Origin of the sequence: Blautia liquoris (assembly GCF_015159595.1) — a bacterium.
GTDB classification, from domain to species: domain Bacteria; phylum Bacillota; class Clostridia; order Lachnospirales; family Lachnospiraceae; genus Novisyntrophococcus; species Novisyntrophococcus liquoris.
This window is the reverse complement of record NZ_CP063304.1, coordinates 2,310,133-2,332,607: the sequence shown is the minus strand read 5'-3', so window position 1 is coordinate 2,332,607 and position 22,475 is coordinate 2,310,133. Positions and strand designations below refer to the sequence as shown.

Annotated in this window: 18 protein-coding genes and 2 pseudogenes; 16 read left to right on the top strand and 4 right to left on the bottom strand. The window is 40.0% G+C overall.

Annotated features, from left to right (window positions below):
• The first annotated feature begins 110 nt into the window (after positions 1-110).
• From INP51_RS10635 to INP51_RS10600, 9 genes and pseudogenes are all read left to right on the top strand, one after another.
• A complete protein-coding gene (locus INP51_RS10635) occupies positions 111-812 on the top strand; it encodes a helix-turn-helix domain-containing protein (RefSeq protein ID WP_230406769.1) in 702 nt (233 codons plus the stop codon).
• Positions 813-973: 161 nt separating this feature from the next.
• Positions 974-3,040 (top strand): glycoside hydrolase family 65 protein, encoded by a 2,067-nt coding sequence (locus tag INP51_RS10630; RefSeq protein ID WP_193734831.1) that lies wholly within the window; start codon positions 974-976, stop codon positions 3,038-3,040.
• 66 nt (positions 3,041-3,106) lie between these two features.
• Positions 3,107-4,507, top strand: coding sequence for an alpha-glucosidase/alpha-galactosidase (locus INP51_RS10625; RefSeq protein ID WP_193734830.1), 1,401 nt, complete (start codon positions 3,107-3,109; stop codon positions 4,505-4,507).
• Positions 4,508-4,538: 31 nt separating this feature from the next.
• On the top strand, positions 4,539-6,104 hold the full coding sequence (locus INP51_RS10620) for an extracellular solute-binding protein (protein WP_193734829.1): 1,566 nt from the start codon (positions 4,539-4,541) through the stop codon (positions 6,102-6,104).
• Positions 6,105-6,186: 82 nt separating this feature from the next.
• Positions 6,187-6,585 (top strand): Fur family transcriptional regulator, encoded by a 399-nt coding sequence (locus tag INP51_RS10615; protein ID WP_193734828.1) that lies wholly within the window; start codon positions 6,187-6,189, stop codon positions 6,583-6,585.
• Between the two features lie 131 nt (positions 6,586-6,716).
• Positions 6,717-6,800 (top strand): annotated as a pseudogene (locus INP51_RS16515) (rubredoxin-like domain-containing protein); the annotation flags it as partial.
• A 60-nt stretch (positions 6,801-6,860) separates the two neighbouring features.
• Positions 6,861-7,394: pseudogene (gene rbr / locus INP51_RS10610) on the top strand (rubrerythrin); the annotation flags it as partial.
• Between the two features lie 367 nt (positions 7,395-7,761).
• The gene (locus INP51_RS10605) at positions 7,762-9,177 is read left to right on the top strand and encodes a YfcC family protein (protein WP_193734826.1); all 1,416 of its coding nucleotides are present in this window, start codon (positions 7,762-7,764) and stop codon (positions 9,175-9,177) included.
• A gap of 64 nt (positions 9,178-9,241) precedes the next feature.
• Positions 9,242-10,411 (top strand): M20 metallopeptidase family protein, encoded by a 1,170-nt coding sequence (locus tag INP51_RS10600; protein ID WP_193734825.1) that lies wholly within the window; start codon positions 9,242-9,244, stop codon positions 10,409-10,411.
• Positions 10,412-10,493: 82 nt separating this feature from the next.
• Here the strand turns inward: INP51_RS10600 and INP51_RS10595 are convergent, their stop codons facing one another.
• From INP51_RS10595 to INP51_RS10585, 3 genes are read right to left on the bottom strand one after another with little or no spacing between them, the layout of a single operon-like run.
• Complete coding sequence (locus INP51_RS10595; protein WP_193734824.1) at positions 10,494-11,216, bottom strand: amino acid ABC transporter ATP-binding protein; 723 nt, start codon at positions 11,214-11,216, stop codon at positions 10,494-10,496.
• On the bottom strand, positions 11,200-11,868 hold the full coding sequence (locus INP51_RS10590; protein ID WP_193734823.1) for an amino acid ABC transporter permease: 669 nt from the start codon (positions 11,866-11,868) through the stop codon (positions 11,200-11,202). Before INP51_RS10590 ends, INP51_RS10595 begins: the two co-directional genes overlap by 17 nt.
• A gap of 23 nt (positions 11,869-11,891) precedes the next feature.
• Positions 11,892-12,749, bottom strand: a complete 858-nt coding sequence (locus INP51_RS10585; protein WP_193734822.1) for a transporter substrate-binding domain-containing protein — start codon at positions 12,747-12,749, stop codon at positions 11,892-11,894.
• A gap of 323 nt (positions 12,750-13,072) precedes the next feature.
• On the opposite strand from INP51_RS10585, the gene INP51_RS10580 reads away from it, so the two are divergent.
• From INP51_RS10580 to INP51_RS10570, 3 genes are all read left to right on the top strand, one after another.
• Entirely contained in the window at positions 13,073-13,936 is an 864-nt protein-coding gene (locus tag INP51_RS10580) for a polysaccharide deacetylase family protein (RefSeq protein WP_193734821.1), read from the top strand.
• The gene (locus INP51_RS10575) at positions 13,933-14,748 is read left to right on the top strand and encodes a polysaccharide deacetylase family protein (RefSeq protein WP_193734820.1); all 816 of its coding nucleotides are present in this window, start codon (positions 13,933-13,935) and stop codon (positions 14,746-14,748) included. Before INP51_RS10580 ends, INP51_RS10575 begins: the two co-directional genes overlap by 4 nt.
• Positions 14,749-14,883: 135 nt before the next feature.
• A complete protein-coding gene (locus INP51_RS10570; protein WP_193734819.1) occupies positions 14,884-15,105 on the top strand; it encodes an acyl-ACP--UDP-N- acetylglucosamine O-acyltransferase in 222 nt (73 codons plus the stop codon).
• A gap of 81 nt (positions 15,106-15,186) precedes the next feature.
• Here INP51_RS10570 and INP51_RS10565 read toward each other — a convergent pair whose 3' ends face one another.
• Positions 15,187-15,909, bottom strand: coding sequence for a GntR family transcriptional regulator (locus INP51_RS10565; protein ID WP_193734818.1), 723 nt, complete (start codon positions 15,907-15,909; stop codon positions 15,187-15,189).
• Positions 15,910-16,219: 310 nt separating this feature from the next.
• Here INP51_RS10565 and INP51_RS10560 point away from each other — a divergent pair, with 310 nt between their 5' ends.
• The 4 genes from INP51_RS10560 (at position 16,220) to INP51_RS10545 (ending at position 22,470) form a co-directional block, all read left to right on the top strand.
• The gene (locus tag INP51_RS10560) at positions 16,220-17,341 is read left to right on the top strand and encodes a glycoside hydrolase family 88 protein (protein WP_193734817.1); all 1,122 of its coding nucleotides are present in this window, start codon (positions 16,220-16,222) and stop codon (positions 17,339-17,341) included.
• 5 nt (positions 17,342-17,346) lie between these two features.
• Entirely contained in the window at positions 17,347-19,599 is a 2,253-nt protein-coding gene (locus INP51_RS10555) for a helix-turn-helix domain-containing protein (protein WP_193734816.1), read from the top strand.
• 286 nt (positions 19,600-19,885) lie between these two features.
• The gene (locus INP51_RS10550; protein ID WP_193734815.1) at positions 19,886-21,472 is read left to right on the top strand and encodes a type 2 periplasmic-binding domain-containing protein; all 1,587 of its coding nucleotides are present in this window, start codon (positions 19,886-19,888) and stop codon (positions 21,470-21,472) included.
• A gap of 71 nt (positions 21,473-21,543) precedes the next feature.
• Positions 21,544-22,470, top strand: a complete 927-nt coding sequence (locus INP51_RS10545; RefSeq protein WP_230406768.1) for an ABC transporter permease — start codon at positions 21,544-21,546, stop codon at positions 22,468-22,470.
• The last annotated feature ends 5 nt before the right edge of the window (positions 22,471-22,475 follow it).

The window sequence follows — 22,475 nt, the reverse complement described above, 5'->3', positions numbered from 1 at the left end:
CGAGAGACTGCGATATGGCTGATGCTGTAAGTTTTTATAAGAATCAATATCAGATGTATTATATATTTGAGGGCGAACGCTATTTTTATTTAAATGAAACATGCTATTTGATGAAAAAGGGAACGTTGACATTCGTTGATAAAAAACAAATACCATTCACAAATGTAATCGGCGGAAAAAGCCATGACCGTTTCCTGGCAGAGTTTGAGGAGAACTGGCTGAAAGCTGCCGGAAAACTATATGGGGTGGATTTTTTGAGATTTTTCAAAGTGCATCATGGCGTATTTGAACTATATGATACAGAGCAAATCTTTTTAGAGGATGGTATAAAAAAAATAGAAATTCTCTCACAAGAAAAAAAAGACTCTGTGAATGCATTTATAAAAAATGAATTATTATCGATTTTGATTCATGCTCTGAGAGGAATGGGCAGGGCAGTTTTGCCTGAGAAAACTTCACATGGAAAGATGGATCGATATGTTAGGGTTCGCGAAATAATTAATTACATCATGCTGCATTATACCGAGGTTAACGGGTTAGATGATGTTGCACAGATATTTTATATTGATAAAAGTTATCTAAGCAGGATTTTTAAAGAGGTAGCAAATTTTACAGTCAATGAATTTATAAATTTTCAGAGAATTGAACATGCAAAAGACATTCTCATAGAGCATGATTATTCAATTGAAAAGGTTTCAAAAATACTTGGATTTACACGAATTTCCTATTTTGACCAGGTGTTTAAAAGACAAACCGGAATGACGCCATTGCAATACAGAAGAATAATGAAGATAGAAAAAACAGGAGTATGAAGATTGGAAACTCCTGTTTTTTCACGTTAAGAAGTTATAGTCAATATAGTAAAAAAAACATTAATGTTTCAAACTATTGTCTAATATGTCGTGGTGTGTTGAAAATTTATATTGGATAGAATACAATATGTTTAAACTAAAGCTATAAGGGGAGATAAGATTTGATTGACAGAAAAAAAGTAGTGAGGCGAAACAATCCTATATATACGCAATATGATAAAAATGCGATATTAAGTGTTGGCAATGGAAATTTTGCATTTTCTGCAGATATCACTGGTCTGCAGACTTTCTATGGAAAGCAGAAAAAAGCAAATCTGCCGCTTTGCACGATGGCGCAGTGGGGGTGGCACACCAGACCGGCGGGAGCAGGAAGGGATACATATTATAAACCAAGCGACGTTGAGAAGATGTCCTTCGATTTAAAAAACGGAAGAAAGGTATCCTATGCCTTTAAGTGTCAGAAAGGAAATGAAGAGATTTACCACTGGCTTAGAGAGAATCCACATAAGATGAGTCTTGCACGAATTGCATTCTTCCTGGATGAGAAAGAGATTGATCTTGAGGAAATAACCGATACAACACAGGAACTGGATCTTTATGAAGGCGTTTTGAGGTCTGATTTTGTACTAAGAGGTTCAAAGGTTCACGTTGAGACTGTTTGCTCACAGGAGGCCGACATCTTAGGTTTTTGTGTGAGATGTGAAAAAGAGATTCCAGGGTTATCTGTCAAAATACTTTTTCCTTATGGGGCTTCCGATATCACGGGTGCGGACTGGAAGCACAAAGACTGGCATAAGACGGAGCTGATCTCGAAAGACAATACCTGTATGAGAGTCAGATGTTCGCTTGATCAGGATGAATATTTTGTGAATATATCTGCAGTATGTGCTAAGATAGTTTCTGATAATCTCTCTGAGCATGGGATTGATCTGCCTTTAAATCAGCGGGAGTGCATCTTCACAGTTGGATTTTGCCCGGAAATAGAGGAAAGTAACACACCGGTCACTTTCGACGAGGTGCTCGACAATTCAAGGGAGGAATATCGCTGCTTTTGGAATACAACCGGTATCATTGATTTTGAAAACGCAAAGGATCCAAGAGCCCGGGAACTGGAGAGACGGGAAATCTTGTCCTTGTATTTGCTCAGGATTCAAAGCTGTGGGACTATTCCGCCACAGGAGACAGGGCTTACCTGTAACAGCTGGTACGGAAAACCTCATCTGGAAATGTACGTCTGGCACTGTGCATGGGCTCCTTTTTGGAATGACAGCGAATTAGTCATGGATAGTCTTAACTGGTATAAGGAGCATCTGGATCAGGCACGGGAGAATGCTGCCTGCAATGGATACCATGGAGCGCGATGGCCCAAAATGGTAGATGCTGATGCTGTGGACAGTCCATCTCCGGTGGCCACTTTATTGATCTGGCAGCAGCCGCATATTCTTTATATGTTGGAGATGGTCTATCAGTGTGTACACGATGAATCTTTGCTTTGCAAGTATTGGGCTGTGGTGAAGGAGACGGCTGATTTTATGTGCGACTTTGCCGTTTATAATGAAGAAAGCGGTGAATATGAACTGCTTCCGCCATTGATCCCCGCACAGGAAGTTCACAACGCTTCGACAACAAAGAACCCAACCTTTGAACTCGAATATTGGAGATTTGGTCTGGCAATCGCCGCAAGATGGGCCGAAAGGCTGGGAGAAAGCGAGGTACAGAATTTATGGACAAGGGTATCACGGAACATGAGGGAAAGCAGTATAAAAGACGGAGTGTATCTTGCATGTGAATCCTGTCCTGACACTTTCACCAGATTTAATCGCGATCATCCTTCTATGCTGGCGGCTTACGGCATACTGGATGGAGAACGAATAGATTCCGAAATTATGGGAAAGACATTGGATCGAGTTTTGGAAGGCTGGGAGTACCCCACAATGTGGGGATGGGATTTTGCAATGATTGCAATGACGGCAGTACGTCTGCACAGACCGGAAACGGCCGTTGATATTCTCCTTATGGACACACAGAAGAATTACTATGCGGCAAATGGAAATAACTATCAAATATTAAGACCGGATCTCCCTTTATATCTTCCGGGAAATGGAGGCCTTTTATGGGCACTGGCTATGATGACTGCAGGATATGCAGACAACGAAAACTGCCCTGGATTTCCTAAAGACGGAACTTGGGATTTGGAATACGAGAATATCCATCCCTTTCCATATTAATGATGCCGGAATTAATAGTGTCAAGCGTTTGCAACAAACTATTAAGTAAGAAAGTGAGGCTTTGAGATGTTTTACAAGAATGGAAAAGTATCAGATGTACAGATTGCATATATAGGCGGAGGTTCCAGAGGATGGGCATGGACATTCATGACGGATCTTGCATTGGAACCGAATATGAGCGGTACCATCCGACTATACGATATTGATGAAGAGGCAGCTAAGGCAAATGAAACGATCGGCAATCATATCTCTGACAGAGGGGAAGCGGTCGGAAAGTGGAAGTATGAGACGTTTACAGATATTCAAAGAGCTCTTACTGGTGTGGATTTTGTTGTGATCTCCATTCTTCCCGGAACATTTGATGAGATGGCAGTGGATGTACATATGCCGGAACGTTTAGGGGTGTACCAGTCTGTCGGTGATACAGCCGGTCCGGGCGGAATCATACGTGCACTTCGTACGATTCCCATGTTTGTCGAGTTTGCTGAGGCGATCAAAGCTTATGCTCCAGATGCCTGGGTCATCAATTATACGAATCCCATGAGTCTGTGTGTGAAGACATTATATCGTGTTTTTCCGGGGATTAAAGCGTTTGGATGCTGCCATGAGGTGTTTGGAACACAGAAGGTACTGAAAGGAATTGCACAGGAGTCTCTGGGAATTGAAGAAATCGATCGGAGAGATATTCATATCAATGTGCTTGGAATCAACCACTTTACGTGGTTTGACTATGCATCTTATAAAGGGTACGATCTCTTTCCAATCTATAAGGACTATATCAATGAGAATTTTGAAGAAGGTTATAGTGAAGGAGATAAAAACTGGGCAAACAGCACATTTACCTGTGCTCACAGGGTGAAGTTCGATCTTTTCAAACGCTATGGGATGATTGCAGCGGCGGGAGACCGGCATCTTGCGGAGTTTATGCCAGGAGATGAGTATCTGAAAGATCCGGCGACAGTTAAAAACTGGAAATTTGGGCTTACAACGGTTGACTGGAGAAAAGAAGATCTTAAGAAGCGCCTGGAGAAGAGTCATAGGCTGGCATGTGGTGATGAAGAAGTAGAGTTAAAGCCGACCGGGGAAGAAGGAATCCTTCTGATCAAATCGCTTTGCGGACTTGAACGGACGGTAAGCAATGTCAATATTCCCAATACAGCAAAGCAGATTACAAATCTGCCGGCAGATGCGATTGTAGAGACGAATGCTGTATTTGAAAGAGATGCGATACGTCCGATTGCAGCGGGAACACTGCCAGAAGATGTCAGAAAGCTTATTATGCCGCATGTGGAAAACCATGAGACAACGCTTGCGGCAGCACTCACCTGTGATAAAAAGCTGGTTGTCGATGCGTTTATGAACGATCCGCTAGTGAAAGGAAAACATTGCAAAAAAGAAGAGATATCGAAACTTGTGGATGACATGATTGCCGGGACGATAAAATATCTTCCGGATGGATGGAAATAGATTATATATTATCAACATGAAGGAGAAGTTTATGAAAAAGAAAATTCTGAGTATTGCACTGGCAGGAATGATGGCGGTTTCGCTCTTTGTAGGATGTGGAAATGGTCAAAGTACAAAGGAATCAGATATAAAATCGGATAGTCAGGCAAACGACGAGTCTGAAGGTAATGTCAAAAAACCAGATAAAATAAAACTTATGGTTCCTGGTGTTGTGTTTACAAAGGAAAATGGGCAAGACAAATTTATTGAACGCTGGGAAGAACTTACGGGGATAAAACTGGAAATTATTCAACCGGATCATGATGCTTATTATGATGTTCTAGGACAGACATTTGCGAGTGGACCAGATAACTGGCCAGATGCGGTGATCTTGGATTCTACACATACTGCAGGGTATGCTGCTGAAGGAGCACTATGGGATATGGCTGATGCCTGGGAACATTCAGAACTAAAGGCTTCGGGGCGAATCAATAATGAAGAATTAATTGAATTTAATTATCAGAGCGATGGAAAATTGTATAATTTTTCCACACAACGCGGTGGAGGCTGTGTTACATATATTAAGAAAAAGTGGCTTGACAATTGTAATCTTTCCGTTCCTACAAATTATGAAGAATTTATCAATGTGCTCAAAGCATTTTCAGAAGGGGATCCCGATGGAAATGGAATTAATGGTGACACCATGGCTTTATCAACAGCAGGATTTATAGGAGATGAAATTCCATATGTTACATATTTGCCTGAGTTTTATCAAGGAGCATATCCTTCTTTCTACCAGAAAGAAGATGGAACCTGGGTGGATGGTTTTACAGAGGATTCCATGAAGAGAGCAATTGAAAGACTCAAAGATGCTTACGATGCTGGATATATTGACAAAGAAACATTGACTAACGGAACCAACGACTGTAGAAATAAATTTTATGAGGACAAATTTGGAGTATTTACGTATTGGGCAGGTACTTGGGCTACGAATCTAAAAACTAATCTCGAAGCAAATGGTCGTGATTCTGAGCTCATTGCTATTCCGCCTATTAAGGAAGCAGGAAAATATTTGGAGCGTTCTGGTGGAGGATTTGCTATTACGGCGGCGTGTAAGAATCCTGAAGGTGTTTATAAATATCTTTTGGAGAGTATGCTTGACGGCGGTGACATGCAGACTTTATGGACCTATGGAGTAGAAGGTACTCACTGGTCGACAAAAGCGGAAACTGTATGTGGGAATACTTACCAGGAAGGTGAGTTTCATATGCTTGAAAGTATGGAGAAACCTGGAACACAATATACCAAGAATAATATTGATCCTATGTTGTCGATCGGTGATTATAAAGAAGAAGATCCAGGTGCTAATCAGATTGCTTCTGAGGCAAAGGAGTCACAACAATTGTTTAATTCCAATTCTAAGTTGGCACCAAAATTTATATCGACCGATGAGATGGGACAGTATAATGGCGATTTGACAACACTTAAGAACTCAATTGTGGCAGACGTTATTACACAGGGAGTTTCTGTCGAAGAGGGATATGATAGATTTGAAAAAGAAGGCGGAGCAGACTGGTCAAAAACTATAGTAGATTCATTAAATGCATTAAATAAGTGATATTTTATGATTTGACATCCTTTTTTTATTGGGCTATACTTTGTATAGTAACAATTCATATTAAATTGGAAAGGATGACATCATGCAGGCATTAAAGTACAGCAGGCAGCGTGAATCGATCAAGAATTTTTTGGCTGGACGAAAAGATCATCCGACTGCTGATATCGTCTATACAGAACTTCGGAAAAGCTATCCCAATATTAGTCTGGGTACGGTTTATCGTAATCTCGCCCTGTTAACGGATTTAGGTGATATACAGAAGGTTTCTGCAGGTGACGGTGTAGATCGTTATGATGCAGATACATCTTTGCATAATCATTTTATTTGTAAGAGATGTAAGGCGGTTATGGATCTTGAGATGGAGGATATCAGTTATATCAAGGATATTGCTTCAAAAGATTTCAAGGGGGAGATCGACAATTATTCAGTTAATTTCTATGGACTCTGTCCTTCCTGCAAAAGGGACTTGACAAATGAATAAATTGTAGTATCATATAAACATAGTAACAATTACTGATATTGCTTTTTGATTCCTTAATAGTCCGACTATTTATTCCGTCTCAGATTGCAATAACAGTATTTGTAAATAAAAATGAAAGGAAGTACTTTAAGATGAAAAAATGGGTTTGTGGTGTATGTGGTTATGTTTATGAGGGAGCGCAGCCCCCGGAACAATGTCCAGTCTGTAAAGCACCTGCATCAGAGTTCTCATTACAGGAAGATAACGCAGAAAAGAATGATTCTGATGGATCAAAATCAAAATATGCAGGAACAAAGACCGAGAAGAATTTACAGGATGCTTTTGCCGGTGAGTCTCAGGCACGCAACAAATACACATTCTATGCTTCCGCTGCAAAAAAAGCAGGATATGAGCAGATGGCCGCAATTTTTCTTGAGACAGCAGATCAGGAAAAGGAACATGCTAAGATGTGGTTCAAAGAATTCCATGGAATTGGTGACATTGAAGAGAACTTAAAAGATGCCGCTGCCGGTGAGAATTATGAATGGACTGATATGTATGTTCAGATGGCTAAAGATGCCCGTGAAGAAGGATTTGATGAGTTAGCAGAAAAATTCGAAGGCGTTGCAAAAGTTGAAGCTCGTCATGAAAAACGCTATAATAAACTTTTGAAATCCTATTTGGATGACAAAACATTCAAGGGTGATGCTCCTAAGGGATGGAAATGCCGCAACTGTGGATACATATATGAGGGTGAAGAAGCACCGGAAATCTGCCCGGTATGTGCTCATCCAAAGGCTTTCTTTGAGCGTATGACAGAGAATTATTAATGATTCGCTCGTATCATGAATCATCTGATATTTTAAGCTGATCGATACCAATATTAAGAGGGACTGTTTCGATTTTGAATCAGTCCCTCTTTTTCACTATATTTGCAGGAGTTATGAGATATGACTGGAATGATATTACACAAGAATTCAATTCAATATGATGTGAATTATAAGCATATTCTATATAATTTACTTGTAGCAGTCAATGGACAAAAACATGAAATTCACTGGAAAATTCATTGCCAGATTGTTTTTCACGGAGCAAAGAAAAATTGTAAGAATAAATCTGTAATTTGCAGAGTATTTATTGAAATAAAAAGAAAACTGTAGTATCATGAGTTCAAAATATAAATTTGGAGGGAGAAGTATGGATCAGGAATTGAGCAGACGAAAAAAGAAAAAGAGTGGTGGGATAGATGCATTTGTCATTGTATTTGGGATGATAATATTCTGCTATATTCTTTCGTTTTTTATTAGTCCGGGAGAATTTGAACGCCAGGTGGTGGACGGAAGGACGATTGTAGTCCCGGATTCTTTCCATTCTGTTCCGAAGATTTACCTAAAGCCATGGGCTATTTTTCAGGCGATTCCGAACGGATTAGTTTCATCAGCAGAAATGATGTTTCTGGTTATGTTTGTAGCCGGATGTATCGAAGTCTATAAGAGGACCGGAACTTTAGATAAAGGTGTTGCAAAGATTCTTACAAAGGCAGATAAAATTGGTTCTAATATGATCCTTGTGATTATCATGATTATATTCGGGGCACTCGGCGGATTTCTTGGTTGGAACGAACAGATTGTTCCATTTATTCCAATTATACTTTCGCTATGTATAGCATTGGGGTACGATTTGATGACGGGACTTGCATGTTCGGCTATGATTGATATGATCAGTTTCGCCGTGTCGCCGACCAGCGTCTATACAGTCGGCATTTCCCATGAGATTGCGGAACTTCCCATGTTTTCAGGATTTCTATTCCGCTTTGTATTGCTGATAATTTTTGATGCAATTATCATTTGTTACGTATTGCGTTATGCGAAAAAAGTGAAGGCTGACAAAAGCTATTCCTTGACAGCCGATATTGATGACAGTAAGTTCCATGTTGATTATGACAAATTGATGGAAGTACCACTCTCAAAAAGGCAGACACTCTCTCTGATTGTATTCCTGATTACATTTGTCGTATCCATCATTGGTGTGTCAAAACTCGGCTGGAGTATGAACGATTTGTCGGCTTGTTTCTTGTTTACTGCAGTTGTGGCTGGAATTGTGAATCAGTTAAATGCTTCATCAATTATTGATTACTTTATTGAAGGTGCGAAAGACGGCTTGAAACCGGCACTTGTCATCGGACTTGCAAGAGGAATTCAGTGGATTTTGACAAGTTCTGGTGTGATTGATCCAATTATCAATGCAATCTCGAAACCATTGACGGGCCTTCCGCCATATGTAACCCCGATTGCAGTCATGATAGCAATAACATTCTTCAATGGACTTGTGACTTCAGGATCGGCAACGGCGATGGCATTAATGCCGATTCTGGTACCGCTTGCCGACATCGTTGGAATCACAAGACAGACAATGGTTCTTGCATTCCAGTTCGGAGATGGACTTACGAATCCTGTATGGTTTACAAGTGGAACGCTTCTGATCTTCTTGACGATTGCGGGAGTACCACTTAAGAAATGGTGGAAATTTATCATGCCGCTGATTGGCATTCTGACAATTGTATCAGTGATTTCACTTATTATTGCGACAAAGATTAACTATGGACCATTCTGATTATATGGGGTCAAATTACTTTTGACCTTCGTATGATGGCTTTTGAAAGAGGAGTGAAGTGACCATGAATATAAAAGATATGACGCTCGAATTAGAAGACGAACTGGTTTCGATGAGAAGGCATTTTCATATGTATCCGGAAGTGTCATGGGATGAATATAATACGCAAAAAGAGATTATGAGGTGTCTGGATCAAATCGGTGTGCCCTATATAAAAGCTGTAAAGACAGGGGTTATCGCGACAATAAAAGGAAAGCAATCCAGTGATAAGACCATTGGAATCCGGGCGGATATAGATGCCCTTCCAGTCCAAGAACTGTCAGGGGTCAAGTTCCAGTCGAAGAACAAAGGCTGTATGCATGCATGTGGGCATGATACCCATATCACAATATTACTGGGAACTGCCAAAATTCTCGCAAAAATCAAAGATGAACTTACCGTAACCGTAAAACTGATTTTCCAGCCGGCGGAGGAGTTTATTGAAGACAGCGGAGCTGCCTATATGAAAAATGAAGCTGAAGTGCTGGAATGCGACAGACTAATTGCACTGCACATATGGAGTAAGATAGAGGCAGGTTACGCATCTTTGCGGTACGGCCCGGTTATGTCTGCTGCCGACACATTTGATATCCATATCAAAGGGAAAGGCGGTCATGGTGCACTGCCTTATCAGACCATCGATCCGATCACAGCCGGATGTGAACTTGTTGAAGCAATTCAGAGACTTGTCAGCAGAGAAATCAGTGCTCTGGAACCGGCAGTGATCAGTATCACGTCATTCAATTCCGGAACAACTTCAAATGTGATTCCGGGAACCGCTCATCTTATGGGAACGGCCAGAACCTTTGACGATGATCTGAGAAATGCCTATCCACAAATGTTGAAGAGAGTAGCACAAGGTGTTGCAAAATCTACGCGTACGAGTATAGAGGTAGATTACCATATGGGTCCGCCGCCGATGATTAATTCCGATGAATGTGTCGATACCGGAAGAAAATCCGGTGAAAAAGTATTCGGAAAAGATCATCTTATTGAACACGAGCTTCAGATGGGAGGCGAAGATTTTGCAAAATACGAAAACCCTAAGTGCCTGCTGTTACTGGGAGGAGGGTGGCCCAAAGAAAGCCGGCAATATCCACAGCACAGTCCATACTTTGATATCAATGAAAGTGTACTCAAATTAGGGGTTGAGTATTTTGTTCAATATGTGTTGGAGTATCAGGAAGAAGAATAAAAAAAGAGGAAATACAGAAATATAGAGTAAGAAAAAGCTAAAACCTGAGAATTCAAGGATTTAGCTTTTTCTATTATATCCATTATAAGACTTTTTCCAAAAAAGCCTGAGCACGCTCAGTCTTCGGATGTTGAAAGAATTCATCAGGGGATGCATCTTCCAATATCTGACCATCATCGATGAAACAGATTCTGTCTGAAACTTCTCTGGCGAATCCCATTTCATGGGTAACTAAGACCATGGTGATTCCTGTATGGGATAAGTCCTGAATGACTTTAAGAACTTCCTTTACCATCTCGGGATCCAGTGCACTGGTTGGTTCATCAAAAAGCATAATCTGCGGCTCCATGGCAAGGGCGCGTGCTATGGCGATCCGTTGTTTTTGTCCGCCTGAGAGTTTTCCCGGATACACATCTGTTTTTTCTACCAGCCCCACGCGTTTTAAAAGCTCAAGGGCTTTGGTTTCTGCATCCGCCTTTGATAGTTTGTTTACCTTAATTGGAGCATAAGTCATATTCTCCATGACAGTTTTATGTGGGAAAAGGTTAAAATGCTGGAATACCATTCCGATGTTCTTTCTCACGTCCTGAATATCAACTTTGGGTTTGGTGATATCCTGACCATCAATGATGACTGTTCCGCTTGTTGGCCTTTCGAGAAGATTCATACAGCGAAGAATTGTTGATTTTCCAGAACCGGAAGGTCCGATCAATGTGACAACCTGTCCCTTTTCTATATTCAAATCAATTCCCTTTAATACTTCAAGTTTTCCAAAATTCTTATATACTTTATGAAACTCGATCACTTCTGTTCAGCCACCTTTCCAGACGATTTGCAAACAACGTCAATATCATTACCATCACATAATATATTAGTGCAATTACCAGATAGGGTTCGAAGAACCGGAAGGTAAGAACCGTGATCTGGTCAGCCGCGCGCAGCAGCTCTACAGCACCGATATAGGAAAGAATTGAAGACTCTTTTAAGAGTGATATCCCCTCATTCACAAGTCCGGGCAAGATGCTTCGAATTGCCTGTGGGAAGATGATATCTTTCATCATGTCTTTATAACCGACACCAAGGGACATGGATGCCTCATACTGGCCTTTGTCGACACCAACGATACCGCCTCTTAAAATCTCAGACACATATGCCGCTGAGTTTAATGAGAATGTTAAAATACCAGATTGTGTCGTTGTAAATGTTATTCCAATCAGCTGCGGAATACCAAAGTGGATAATACAGAGCTGAACCAACAGTGGCGTTCCGCGAAAAATGGAAGTATAAAAATTCGCAATCCACACGAGTGGTTTACATTTTGTTAATTTCAAAAGCGAAAGCAGTGTGCCTAGTATAAAACCGAGCACAGTGCAGATAAGTGTTATTTTCAAGGTGAGCAGTGCCCCATGGTAAAGGAATGGCCAGTACTGCCATACACTGGAAAAATCCAATTTCATATGCTTGAAGCCTCTTTTCTGTGTTATTTCAGGATGAATTCCTCGCTTAGATGATCAGCGATAATTTTATCCAGCTCTCCATTACTCATCATTTCCTTCAAAGTGCCGTTTATGGTTTCATAATACGGAGAATTCTTTGGGAATCCGAAGGCAAAGCAGTCATCCGTTTTGTCAAGAAGACTCATCTTAAGTCCCTGATTTGTCTTCAGAAATTCTGTTGCACCGGCACCATCTACAATACATGCATCTGCACGTTTGCTTTTGACTTCTTCTATGGTGGCAGGGCTTCCCTGAATACCAACAGTTTCGGCCCCGTCAATACTCTCAGCGACTTGTTGATAATTAGTTCCGAAAACGTAAGCGACTTTTTTGTTCTTTAATGAATTCAGATCCGGATAGTTGTCATCCTCACGGTATATAATAGCATTTCTGGGATAGAAAAAGATTTCACTGAAATCGAGTGTTTTTTCTCTCTCTTCGGTGGGAGCCATTCCGCCGCTTGCCATATCAATTTGATTTGCCTGAATTGCAGCCATCAGACTTTTAAATGGCATATCGGTATACTCCACTTTTCCCCCGTTTTTTTCAACAATGGCATTGATGAGATCAATGTTCATCCCAACATAGTCCTTCGTTCCGTCTGGTTTCATTTCAATGGATTCAAACGGGACAAATGTTGCCGAACATCCGACCTTGATTGTTTTTCCCTTCAGCGGATTATCTTTAACATCTTCAGCAGCCTTTTTATCTGCCGAACTTCCTGCGGTGTCCGATTCCTGTTTCGTTTTTGCGTTTGACGTGTTGTCTGCAGAGTTTCCTGAACATGCCGCAAAAGATCCAACGGCCAGTATGGTGCATAATAATAATGCGATTTTTTTCATGATAAGATATCTCCTCTCGTTTTAAAGGCCTTCCGTGTATGATGGCTCGATCCTCATAGAATGATGAAAGCGTAGAACGTATTGTAAATTTATGCATTATAATAGCATAAGTATACAATAATATCAAGATTAAATTTGCTCCCCAGTAAGCTTTGCTTTAGAAATTGTGACATCTGAAAGAAAAATAGCTTAAAACTCGATTTTCAGAGAAAATCATCTTATAGATATTTGTCTTTCCCGGTACTGTTGTTGACTTCAAGTTTATAAATGTTATAATAAATCTCGAAAAATGTCATGAAATGAGTTCGAAAAGGAGAATCTATATGTCATATAAGATAGACGGGAGAACGAATGGTCCCTTTATTACGTGGCCGGGTAACAGCCGGATTGCGGTGATGATCACTTTTGATTTTGATGCGGAGTTTCTTCGAATATCCCGGGCAGTCTCAAAGGGAACAACGATAGGATTCTCAGATTATTCCAGAGGACAGTACGGCCCTCATGAAGGTTTAAAAAGATGTCTGGATATTCTGGAACTACACAATGTCAAATCAACTTTCTTTGTTCCGGGAATTGTGGCGGAGCGTTATGGCCGTCAGGTTGAATCTATCTGTGAACATGGGCATGAGATTGCATGCCATGGGTACATGCATGAGTCAAAAAAAGACATTACCAAAGAGGAGGAGACAGAGATACTCGAAAAAAGTGAAACAGCACTCATGAGCATCACGGGAAAGCACCCGGTGGGACATCGCGGGCCTCAGAGCGTTATTCATGCTTTTACACCAGAACTGCTCCTGGAAAGAGGATATCTATACAGTTCTTCCATGAAAGACTGTGATTGGGCCTATCTATGGGAAAAGGAGGGCAAAAGCCTGCCGCTTGTGGAACTGCCTTGTGATATCACTATGGACGATTTTACGTATTTTTATTTTACTTTCAGCGACCCGGCTGTTCGCTCTATGTATACAAACCGAGAGGTGTTTGGAAACTGGAAAGCCGAATTTGATGGTCTTACAGAGGAAGGCAATAAGATATTTATCTTAAAACTCCATCCACAGATGATCGGAAGAGCCAGTCGTATATCGGCGCTGGGGAGATTTATTGCGTATATGAAAAGCCATGGTGCATGGATTACCACATGTGAGGAAGTGGCGAGATATGTGAAAGGAGGTTTTGTGTCATGATTTGGCCAAATAAGAAAAGAATCGCTGTTATGATGGCATTTGATCTGGATGCGGAGACGATGTGGACGACACATGGAGAAGGAAGCCGAGGTCACATTACGGATCTTTCTCGCGGTGCATATGGACCGAAACAAGGAGTGCCCAGAATCCTTGATATGCTGGATACTCACGGTGTTAGAGCTACATTTTTCATACCGGGTGTTATTGCAGAGAGATATCCTGACGTAGTTCGCGAAATAGGCAGGAGAGGGCATGAGATCGGCTTTCACGGGTACCTTCATGAAGAATTTCCCGACACAACTTATGAAGAGGAAGATGCGACGATGAGCCGTTGTGAAAAGATTATATATGATCTGACAGGACAGAAAATTGTCGGCCATCGGGGTCCCGGGGGCGTTATTCATGATTATAGTCTGAAACTGCTTCTGGAACACGGATATATCTACAGTTCGAATTGGCGGGACAGCGATGGACCATTCATACATAAGATTGACGGGAAGGAAATTCCGCTCGTGGAGCTGCCAAAGGATTCTATTTTTGACGATACTGCCTACGACTTTTATACGGATTCAGCACCGGAGCGTTATGAACTGAAATCCCCCGGCGAAATGTTTGAAATCTGGAAGGATGAATTCGATTCTCTGGCTGTAGAAAACCGAATGATTAATTTTGTCTTACATCCTCAGTTTGTCGGCCGTGTAAGCCGCGTCAACATGCTGAGCGATTTAATTGGATACATGTTGTCTAATGGTGCGTGGATTGATACAAATCGTGATGTGGCACAGTATGTGCTCGATCATAAAACATTCTGAACTATATCTCATATAATCGTGACTTGTTGAACACATTGCGGTATAATGTAAGTAAACAAATTAATAGCCGCGTAGACAATAGAATCGGTTAAGGCAGGAATGATAGCGGCACTATACTCAAGGGGGTAATATTATATGAAGAAATATGAATTGATCCACGAAGTTTATGATCTGTGCAACGGACGTCCGGATTCCAGAATTGAAGAGATTGAGACAGATAATCTTGATGAGTATCTGAAAGGACGGATAAGTAAAGCTGCAACCTATGAAAAAGACGAAAGAGATGACGATTCGGTGCTCTATACGGTAATGACAAATGGGCAGAAAGAGAATTATACGTTTTCCCCTATAAGTTAATTATTTTTAAGCAAAGCCAGAGGTTATGTTCTTTCGTGTTGGTACGAAACGCATAACCCTTGGCCCAAACGAACATGGTGTTCAGATGTTTTTCCTCAAAATCATATGATGAAAATATTCATTTGCATAATATTCTTTTGAGTAAAGTACTGGCTGTCCTACCAGATTATAACCAATCTCATCTAAATATAAAATTGCATTTCCGTATTGGATCTCCAGTTTTTCGGATATGAATTCATCTGCTTTTATTGCTGAAACTTCCGTAAGATCCAAATTTACACGCGTATTACAATACTTTTCCATGAAATAAAAAATCGTCTTTTCAAATGTCTTTGGATCATAATCGCTGTTCTCAATCATGTCTTCGGGTATATAGTCTTCGCAATAAATAGCCGGATGTCCATCAGCTGTTATCGTCCGGACGACTTTAAGAATTTGTTTGTCACGCAGTCTGAGTTTTTTATTTATCTCATCTGACTGAATCATTTCAGAAGAGATGTTTTTTGCGCCTGGTTTGTATCCGGCCTTTTTCACCATGTCTAAAAATTCAGTTTCAATATCCATACGAACCTTTACATCCATGACCGGTTTGTTTATAAAAGTACCCAGACCATGCTTTCTGGTGATAAACCCCTCCCTTTCCAATGTTGACAAACAGTCTCTCAACATTGTTCTGCTGATACCGTAATGCTCTGCTATGGAACTCTCCGCAGGCAGAATATCAGCATTTGAATAAATTCCATTCTTAATATCCTCAAGGATAATGTTCGTGTATTTATCCGATAATTGTTCTTTTTGGTACAAGAAAAAAACCTCCAGTTTTTATTATAATTGTATACAATGAGGTTGAGGTCAAAAGTAATTTGACCCCTATGATACACGGATTACTCTTTTGACCCTGGTATCATACAATCTATTTTAGGCTAGTTTTTGTCTTATTTCAAGCAGGAATAATATATATTATTTGATTTCCACCGAAACGAAACAAAGATGGGAGAATACAAAGTGCGTAAGAATTCATTTGTTTTGGTTGATTTTTACCCATAAGCATTGTACTATTTAAATTAGAACTATAAACCTATACAAAGAACTATCAAATTGGAGGAGCAGTCATATGGACGAATTACAGTGGGCAGAGTCAGTATCGGAGAAAATTAAGAAAAAGCTTGAGATTACAGCGAAAAGGAATGCGCATAAGATTCCTTACACAACAGATGAGGGTGTTTTTGATGACAAATCAAAAGATCAGATATGTTGGTGGACGAATGGATTCTGGGGTGGAATTATGTGGCAGATGTACCATGCCACCGGTGAGAAGATGTATTTCGATATCGCACAATATAACGAGAAGGAATTGGACCGTAATCTGATGAATGCACAGGGAATGGATCATGACAGTGGTTTCAGGTGGCTGCCGACAGCGGTCTGTGATTATCGAATTACTAAAGATCCGGCATCAAAAAACAGAGGACTTTTGGCTGCCAATGATCTTGCCGGACGTTTCAATTCTGCCGGTTCTTTTATCCGTGCCTGGAATGATAGCGGTGATGCGAGTAAAGCCGGATGGGCAATTATAGACTGTATGATGAATCTTCCGCTGCTGTACTGGGCCTATGACGAAACAAAAGACCCACGTTTTATCCATATAGCAACTGCACACGCGAATATGGCGGAAAAGTATTTTATACGGCCGGATGGATCCGCAAATCATATCGTTGCGTTTGACCCAGTAACAGGAGATTTTGTCAAGACCTTTGGCGGACAGGGTTATGCAGAAGGTTCTTCCTGGACGAGAGGACAGGGATGGGCACTTTATGGTTTTGTGTTGAGCTATATACATACGAAGAATGAATCCTATCTAAATACCGCAAAACGCGTGGCGAATTATTTTATTGCGAATATGGGACCTGATGCTCTTATACCAGTGGATTTCAGACAGCCTGAGGAGTGTAAACTTGAGGACTCCACCGCATCGGCAATTGCAGCATGTGGAATGCTCGAAATCGAAAAGTATGTTCCTCAGAATGAAAAACATGTCTACCATCAGGCAGCGATAAAACTGCTTCGGGTTTTGGACGAAAAACGGTGCAGTTGGGATAATGACTGCGATAATATTCTGGAGAAATGCACGGGAGCATTCCATGACGAGAAACATGAGTACTCGATTATATACGGGGATTATTACTTTATTGAAGCTATATGGAAATTGACTGAGCAGGACATTTTCATCTGGTAATGGAGATGCTGGGGATTAAATTATTTACAGGGGCAGGGGATAGGATGCGAATACAGAAGTGGAGACAAAAAGATTACAGGAACAGCAGCACAAAACTGAAATATTTTTTTTCGTATTTCATTCTTCTAAGTCTCCTGCTCTTTGGATTTTTTCTGGCAGTACGATTTCAATTATCAAACATATATACAAAAAATTTAAATGGACAGGCTAAGAAAAGGCTCGAAGATGCGCAGGAAGACCTGTCCAGAGACTTAATTTCTGTGGATCAGGTAAATTCTCTACTGATTAAAGACATGGATATTATCATGACACGATATATCAATGATGACTGGTATCACTATCAGGCGGCTAAAAAGCTGGATAGTTACAGCACAGGAAATAATATTATTGATTCGATTTGCTATATTGATTTAAAAAATCATACGATATTATCCTCTGGCAGACATATCCGGCTTATCAATGATGTTTATGAAATATATGATGGGAAAAACTATATTAAATTCCCCTTGGACGAGTATTCCAATACAATGAAAAATCAGTTAATATCATTACAGACAAAAGAATCCAGGCTGCTTGTTTATCTTCCTTATAATAACCGTTTTCAAAGTTTTCAGGTGTTTTATATCCTCGATTTGAGAGAAATAAAGAATCTTATGGATTCTGTTATTTCGCCAGGTATTACGTCAGTGGGAATCCTTAATGAGAAAAAAGATATAATTGCGGGTTCCAACACAACAATGCTGAATTCTTGTGTTAAGAAGACAAAAGATGTACATAAATCTGCGAATGCCGAGGATGAGACCCTATACATTGAAAGCAATCTCCCGAGTAACTATTCGATTGCAGCAGTTTTGTCGAATAAAGATATTGTTGATATGGTAGGTAAGGCGTTTCAGAATACGTATATAATACTTCTAGTCTTGTTTGGGGTAGGACTAATTGTGATACTTTTCTCTATGAGGCTTACGTACTGGCCGCTTCATCGACTTACTGAGAAACTGATTCCATCCTATCGGGCGAATCAGGGCTATGTGGAGCAGTTAGACCTTGCATTTACTAGTATGTCGTCTGAGAATCAGGAACTTCAGGAAAAGGTTGATTCCTATCGACTTTCCATGCAGAAATCAATTCTTGATTCTATCGTGAACCGTAATAGTGAGATCAGTCTTGAAAATAATGTAGATATAGATGCCCTGTTTAGTTTAGATAAAGATAGTACAATTTTTATTGTCAAAATTGCAACGCCGGAAAAAAAGACAATGTCTGCCAGAGATATCAAACAATTGATTGACGATTCGCTTCCGGGGAACACGCCGGGTACATTATTGGAAAATGCGGAAGAGTACATGGTTTTTTTAGTTCATTATGCCGGGACGGAGAACGATAAAGGAGAAGTATTACACCTTTTGATGTCAGACTTATATGACGCAACAGGATATAAAATATCCATCAGTAACAGTACTTTATCCCCCCTTGAGATTCCTCATTTGTATGAAAATGCTATGATTGCCAGTAAATATTGGACTCGTCATCCGGTTATATCCTATGATGATATTTCTAATCGGAGATCAGAGAGGAGTAATCTCGCTTATCCCTACGAGCAGCTGGATCAATTGGGGCACAGTCTGGCATCTTTGCAGTTTGAACAGGCGAAAGTTATTGTAGACGAGTTGCTGTCTTTGCTGGATAAGTCTATGGACAGCAGCAGCCTGATGCCTGATTTCTTCATCCGGTGTGTTTTAATTGACATTTTGTCAGGCATTGTAAACAGTATGAACCGTCTGAATATAAAATTCTCAAGTTATAGTGAGCTGTATTTTAACGCATTGTATCTGTGCCGCAGCACTGCGTATGCAGAAGAGCGGGGTGGAATATCCGAATCTATTCATACACTGATTGATACCTATGAAGCGGAATATGAGAACGCTGCTATTCAAGTTGACCAGATAGAAAAGATTCTACAGGAAAATTATACGTCCCCAGATTTTTCAATTTCGAGTCTAGCTGATCATTTTAACGTCAGCATCGCCTACATGAGCTACCTGTTCAAAAAGAACTACAAAGTGAATTTTATCGATTATCTTTGGGAGCTCAGGATGAATAAGGCGAAAGAAATGCTCAGTATGACAAACACAAATATTAATGAGATCAGTATAGCTGTCGGTTATCTCAATACTTCCAGTTTTCGGCGTAGGTTCAAGCAGGAGACGGGGCAGACACCATCGCAGTATAGAAAAACAAAAGAAAAAAGTAAATAAGAATTTTTAAAGAGTACATTATTTCATTCATACAGGGAAATAATGTACTCTTTTCATCCCCGCAATTAGATTCATCTACACACGGGTAAAAGTGTGTAAGTGTGTAAGGATCTACAAAAAAGAAGATTAGATACAGACTATTATTTTACGGTACGTACAATATTTTAATACCTGTAATTATAAGTGGTTCTTGTTTTTTAAATACTGCAAATTTATAATCAAACATAAATCTTAAGTGAGAGGCGCCTCATTCTTGAGAAAATATAATTATTATTGGGAGGTTTCTATGAAAGCAAAATCAGTTTTGGCATTAGGATTAAGTGTAATAATGATCACTTCACTTGCAGCTTGTGGCGGAAGTTCCGACACAAAGAAAAAGGAAAATAATAAGGCAGAAGAGACAGCAGGATCCGGAGAAAAGGTTACTTTCCCCTTAAAGGATAAAAAGAAGTATAGTGTTTTCTATCAGATGAATGGTGAATATGAGCTACAAGATAATGTGACAATGCAAACTTTATTGGATGAAGCGAATATTGAATTTGACTATCAGGCTGTTATGGGCAGTGATTTTTCAGAGAAAAGAAATTTAGTATTAAGTTCAGGGGAATATCCAGACGTTTTCTTTAAATCGAACTTCTGGATGCCTGATTTAAATAAATATGGAAAACAAGGAATCTTTCTTCCATTGGAGGATATGATCAAGGAGTATGCCCCCAATCTCACGAAAAAATTAGATGAATTGGATGGGTGGAAATATCTTACATCGGGAGATGGACACATATACTCTTTGCCTGAGATTAACAGGCAATTTGGTGCAGTTACTCCTTATTGGATTAATAAAAAATGGATGGACAATCTGGGGCTAAAAGAACCAACAAATTTGGATGAACTCTACGAAGTTCTGAAGAAATTTAAAGAAGAAGATGCAAATGGGAATGGAGATCCGAATGATGAGATACCGATCACTGCTACGGATGGAGTGAAACTTGATCTGCTTCTTCCCTATTTTGACGTTGGATATGACGGGGAAACGAAAACGGCTGTCATTAACGATAAGTTGACGTACTTGCCAACTTCAGATGTGTACAAAAAATTCATCGAGTTTGTCACGAAACTTTACCAGGAGGGAATTCTTGATAAAAATGCATTTACACAAAAACATGAACAGCAGGGTGCTGTTGGCCAATCGGGGGATATTCTGGGATCTTTCTTTGATGCAGGGGCATTTTTGACAGTGGGACGAGAAAGAGATCGGGATTATCAGGCGTTGACGCCATTTAAGGCTGGTACATATCCTTTGAGTTCAGGATTCAATCCAGGATCGTTAGTCTTGACAGATAAATGTAAAGATCCAGAAGTAATTATTGCGTGGGCTGATCAGTTTTACACAGAGGAAGGTGGAATCAGTGCTATTCTGGGAATAGAAGGAAAAACCTGGCAAAAACGAGATGATGGTGACTGGGAATGGATTGTGGGAAAGGGATATGGTGATGATATTGCGGCAGTTCGTGCATCTTCTACAATCCAAGGAGCTGCAAACCATCCATCCATTTGGCCGGATTTTTGGTATGATCATATGTCTCCCGAAGTTGATCCGAATGAAGTATATCTAAATAGTGAGAGACTAAGAATTTCGGAAAAAGGAAAAGTTGCGCTTCCTGTTATGCAGTACAGTGATGAGGATGCGATGACGATTGCAACATTAAAAACAGATATTGATTCCTATATTGATCAATATTTAGCACAGGTGGCAACCGGAGCTCTAAACTTGGATAAAAGCTGGGATGACTATAAGAAAACTCTTGACAATATGGGTGCAGGTCAGTTGACTGAGATTTACCAGAAAGCATACGATGAAGCAAAAGAAAAGTGATTTATGAAGCCAAAAGAGGCTGCTGTATGGAGTGCTTAGCAGCCTCTTTGAACAGAAAGGAGTGTGCTTACATGAAAACGAAAGGTGGATTTTGGTCAAGGCTTGCAAAGAATATGAGAAAAAACTGGATTCTCTATGTGATGATTCTTCCGCCTGTAATTTATTATCTTGTATTTGCCTATGCACCAATGTATGGGATACAACTTGCCTTTAAAAACTACAGAGTGAAAAGCGGAATTTGGGGAAGCCCATGGGTGGGATTGGATCATTTTAAACGTTTCTTCAAAAGCTACAATTTTGGACTTCTAATTAAAAATACAATAGGAATAAGCCTATATAGTCTTCTCGTGGGATTTCCAATTCCAATTATTTTTGCTCTTATGCTCAATTACATAAAGAATAAATATTTACAAAAATCAGTTCAAATGGTTTCCTATGCTCCTTATTTTATCTCAACTGTAGTCATGTGTGGTATGATTGCCATTTTCTTAGACCCCGATACCGGAGTTGTGAATGCACTTAGAAATCTTTTTGGATTAAAATCTGTGAATTTTCTGTCTAATCCGAAGATGTTTAAATCTATTTATGTCTGGACAGGTGTCTGGCAGGGGATGGGATGGAGTTCAATTATATATATATCTGCACTTTCTGGGGTGGATTATCAGTTACACGAAGCTGCGATTGTGGATGGTGCCAGTAAAGTGAAGCGAATGTGGCATGTGGATCTGCCTTCGATCAAGCCTACGATTGTCATGCTTCTGATCTTACAGATGGGATCGTTGATGAGCGTTGGTTTTGAAAAGGTTTTCCTCTTGCAAAACACGTTAAATAAACAGTCTGCATCTGTGATATCGACTTACGTATATGAAGTTGGACTTATGAACAATGATTATGGATATTCAACGGCAATTGATTTGTTTAATTCGGTCATTAATTTGATCTTAATTGTAGCAGCAAATCAGATATGCAAAAAAGTAGCGGATGAGAGTCTGTTTTAGAAGGA

Bases quoted from the DNA above. Each gene is read 5' to 3' on its own strand.
- INP51_RS10545 (WP_230406768.1), top strand. From the start codon at position 21,544: ATGAAAACGAAAGGTGGATTTTGGTCAAGGCTTGCAAAGAATATGAGA.
- INP51_RS10620 (WP_193734829.1), top strand. From the start codon at position 4,539: ATGAAAAAGAAAATTCTGAGTATTGCACTGGCAGGAATGATGGCGGTT.
- INP51_RS10560 (WP_193734817.1), top strand. From the start codon at position 16,220: ATGGACGAATTACAGTGGGCAGAGTCAGTATCGGAGAAAATTAAGAAA.
- INP51_RS10615 (WP_193734828.1), top strand. From the start codon at position 6,187: ATGCAGGCATTAAAGTACAGCAGGCAGCGTGAATCGATCAAGAATTTT.
- INP51_RS10550 (WP_193734815.1), top strand. From the start codon at position 19,886: ATGAAAGCAAAATCAGTTTTGGCATTAGGATTAAGTGTAATAATGATC.
- INP51_RS10575 (WP_193734820.1), top strand. From the start codon at position 13,933: ATGATTTGGCCAAATAAGAAAAGAATCGCTGTTATGATGGCATTTGAT.
- INP51_RS10570 (WP_193734819.1), top strand. From the start codon at position 14,884: ATGAAGAAATATGAATTGATCCACGAAGTTTATGATCTGTGCAACGGA.
- INP51_RS10555 (WP_193734816.1), top strand. From the start codon at position 17,347: ATGCTGGGGATTAAATTATTTACAGGGGCAGGGGATAGGATGCGAATA.
- INP51_RS10605 (WP_193734826.1), top strand. From the start codon at position 7,762: ATGGATCAGGAATTGAGCAGACGAAAAAAGAAAAAGAGTGGTGGGATA.
- INP51_RS10625 (WP_193734830.1), top strand. From the start codon at position 3,107: ATGTTTTACAAGAATGGAAAAGTATCAGATGTACAGATTGCATATATA.
- INP51_RS10600 (WP_193734825.1), top strand. From the start codon at position 9,242: ATGAATATAAAAGATATGACGCTCGAATTAGAAGACGAACTGGTTTCG.
- INP51_RS10590 (WP_193734823.1), bottom strand. From the start codon at position 11,868: ATGAAATTGGATTTTTCCAGTGTATGGCAGTACTGGCCATTCCTTTAC.
- INP51_RS10585 (WP_193734822.1), bottom strand. From the start codon at position 12,749: ATGAAAAAAATCGCATTATTATTATGCACCATACTGGCCGTTGGATCT.
- INP51_RS10580 (WP_193734821.1), top strand. From the start codon at position 13,073: ATGTCATATAAGATAGACGGGAGAACGAATGGTCCCTTTATTACGTGG.
- INP51_RS10635 (WP_230406769.1), top strand. From the start codon at position 111: ATGAAAAAGGGAACGTTGACATTCGTTGATAAAAAACAAATACCATTC.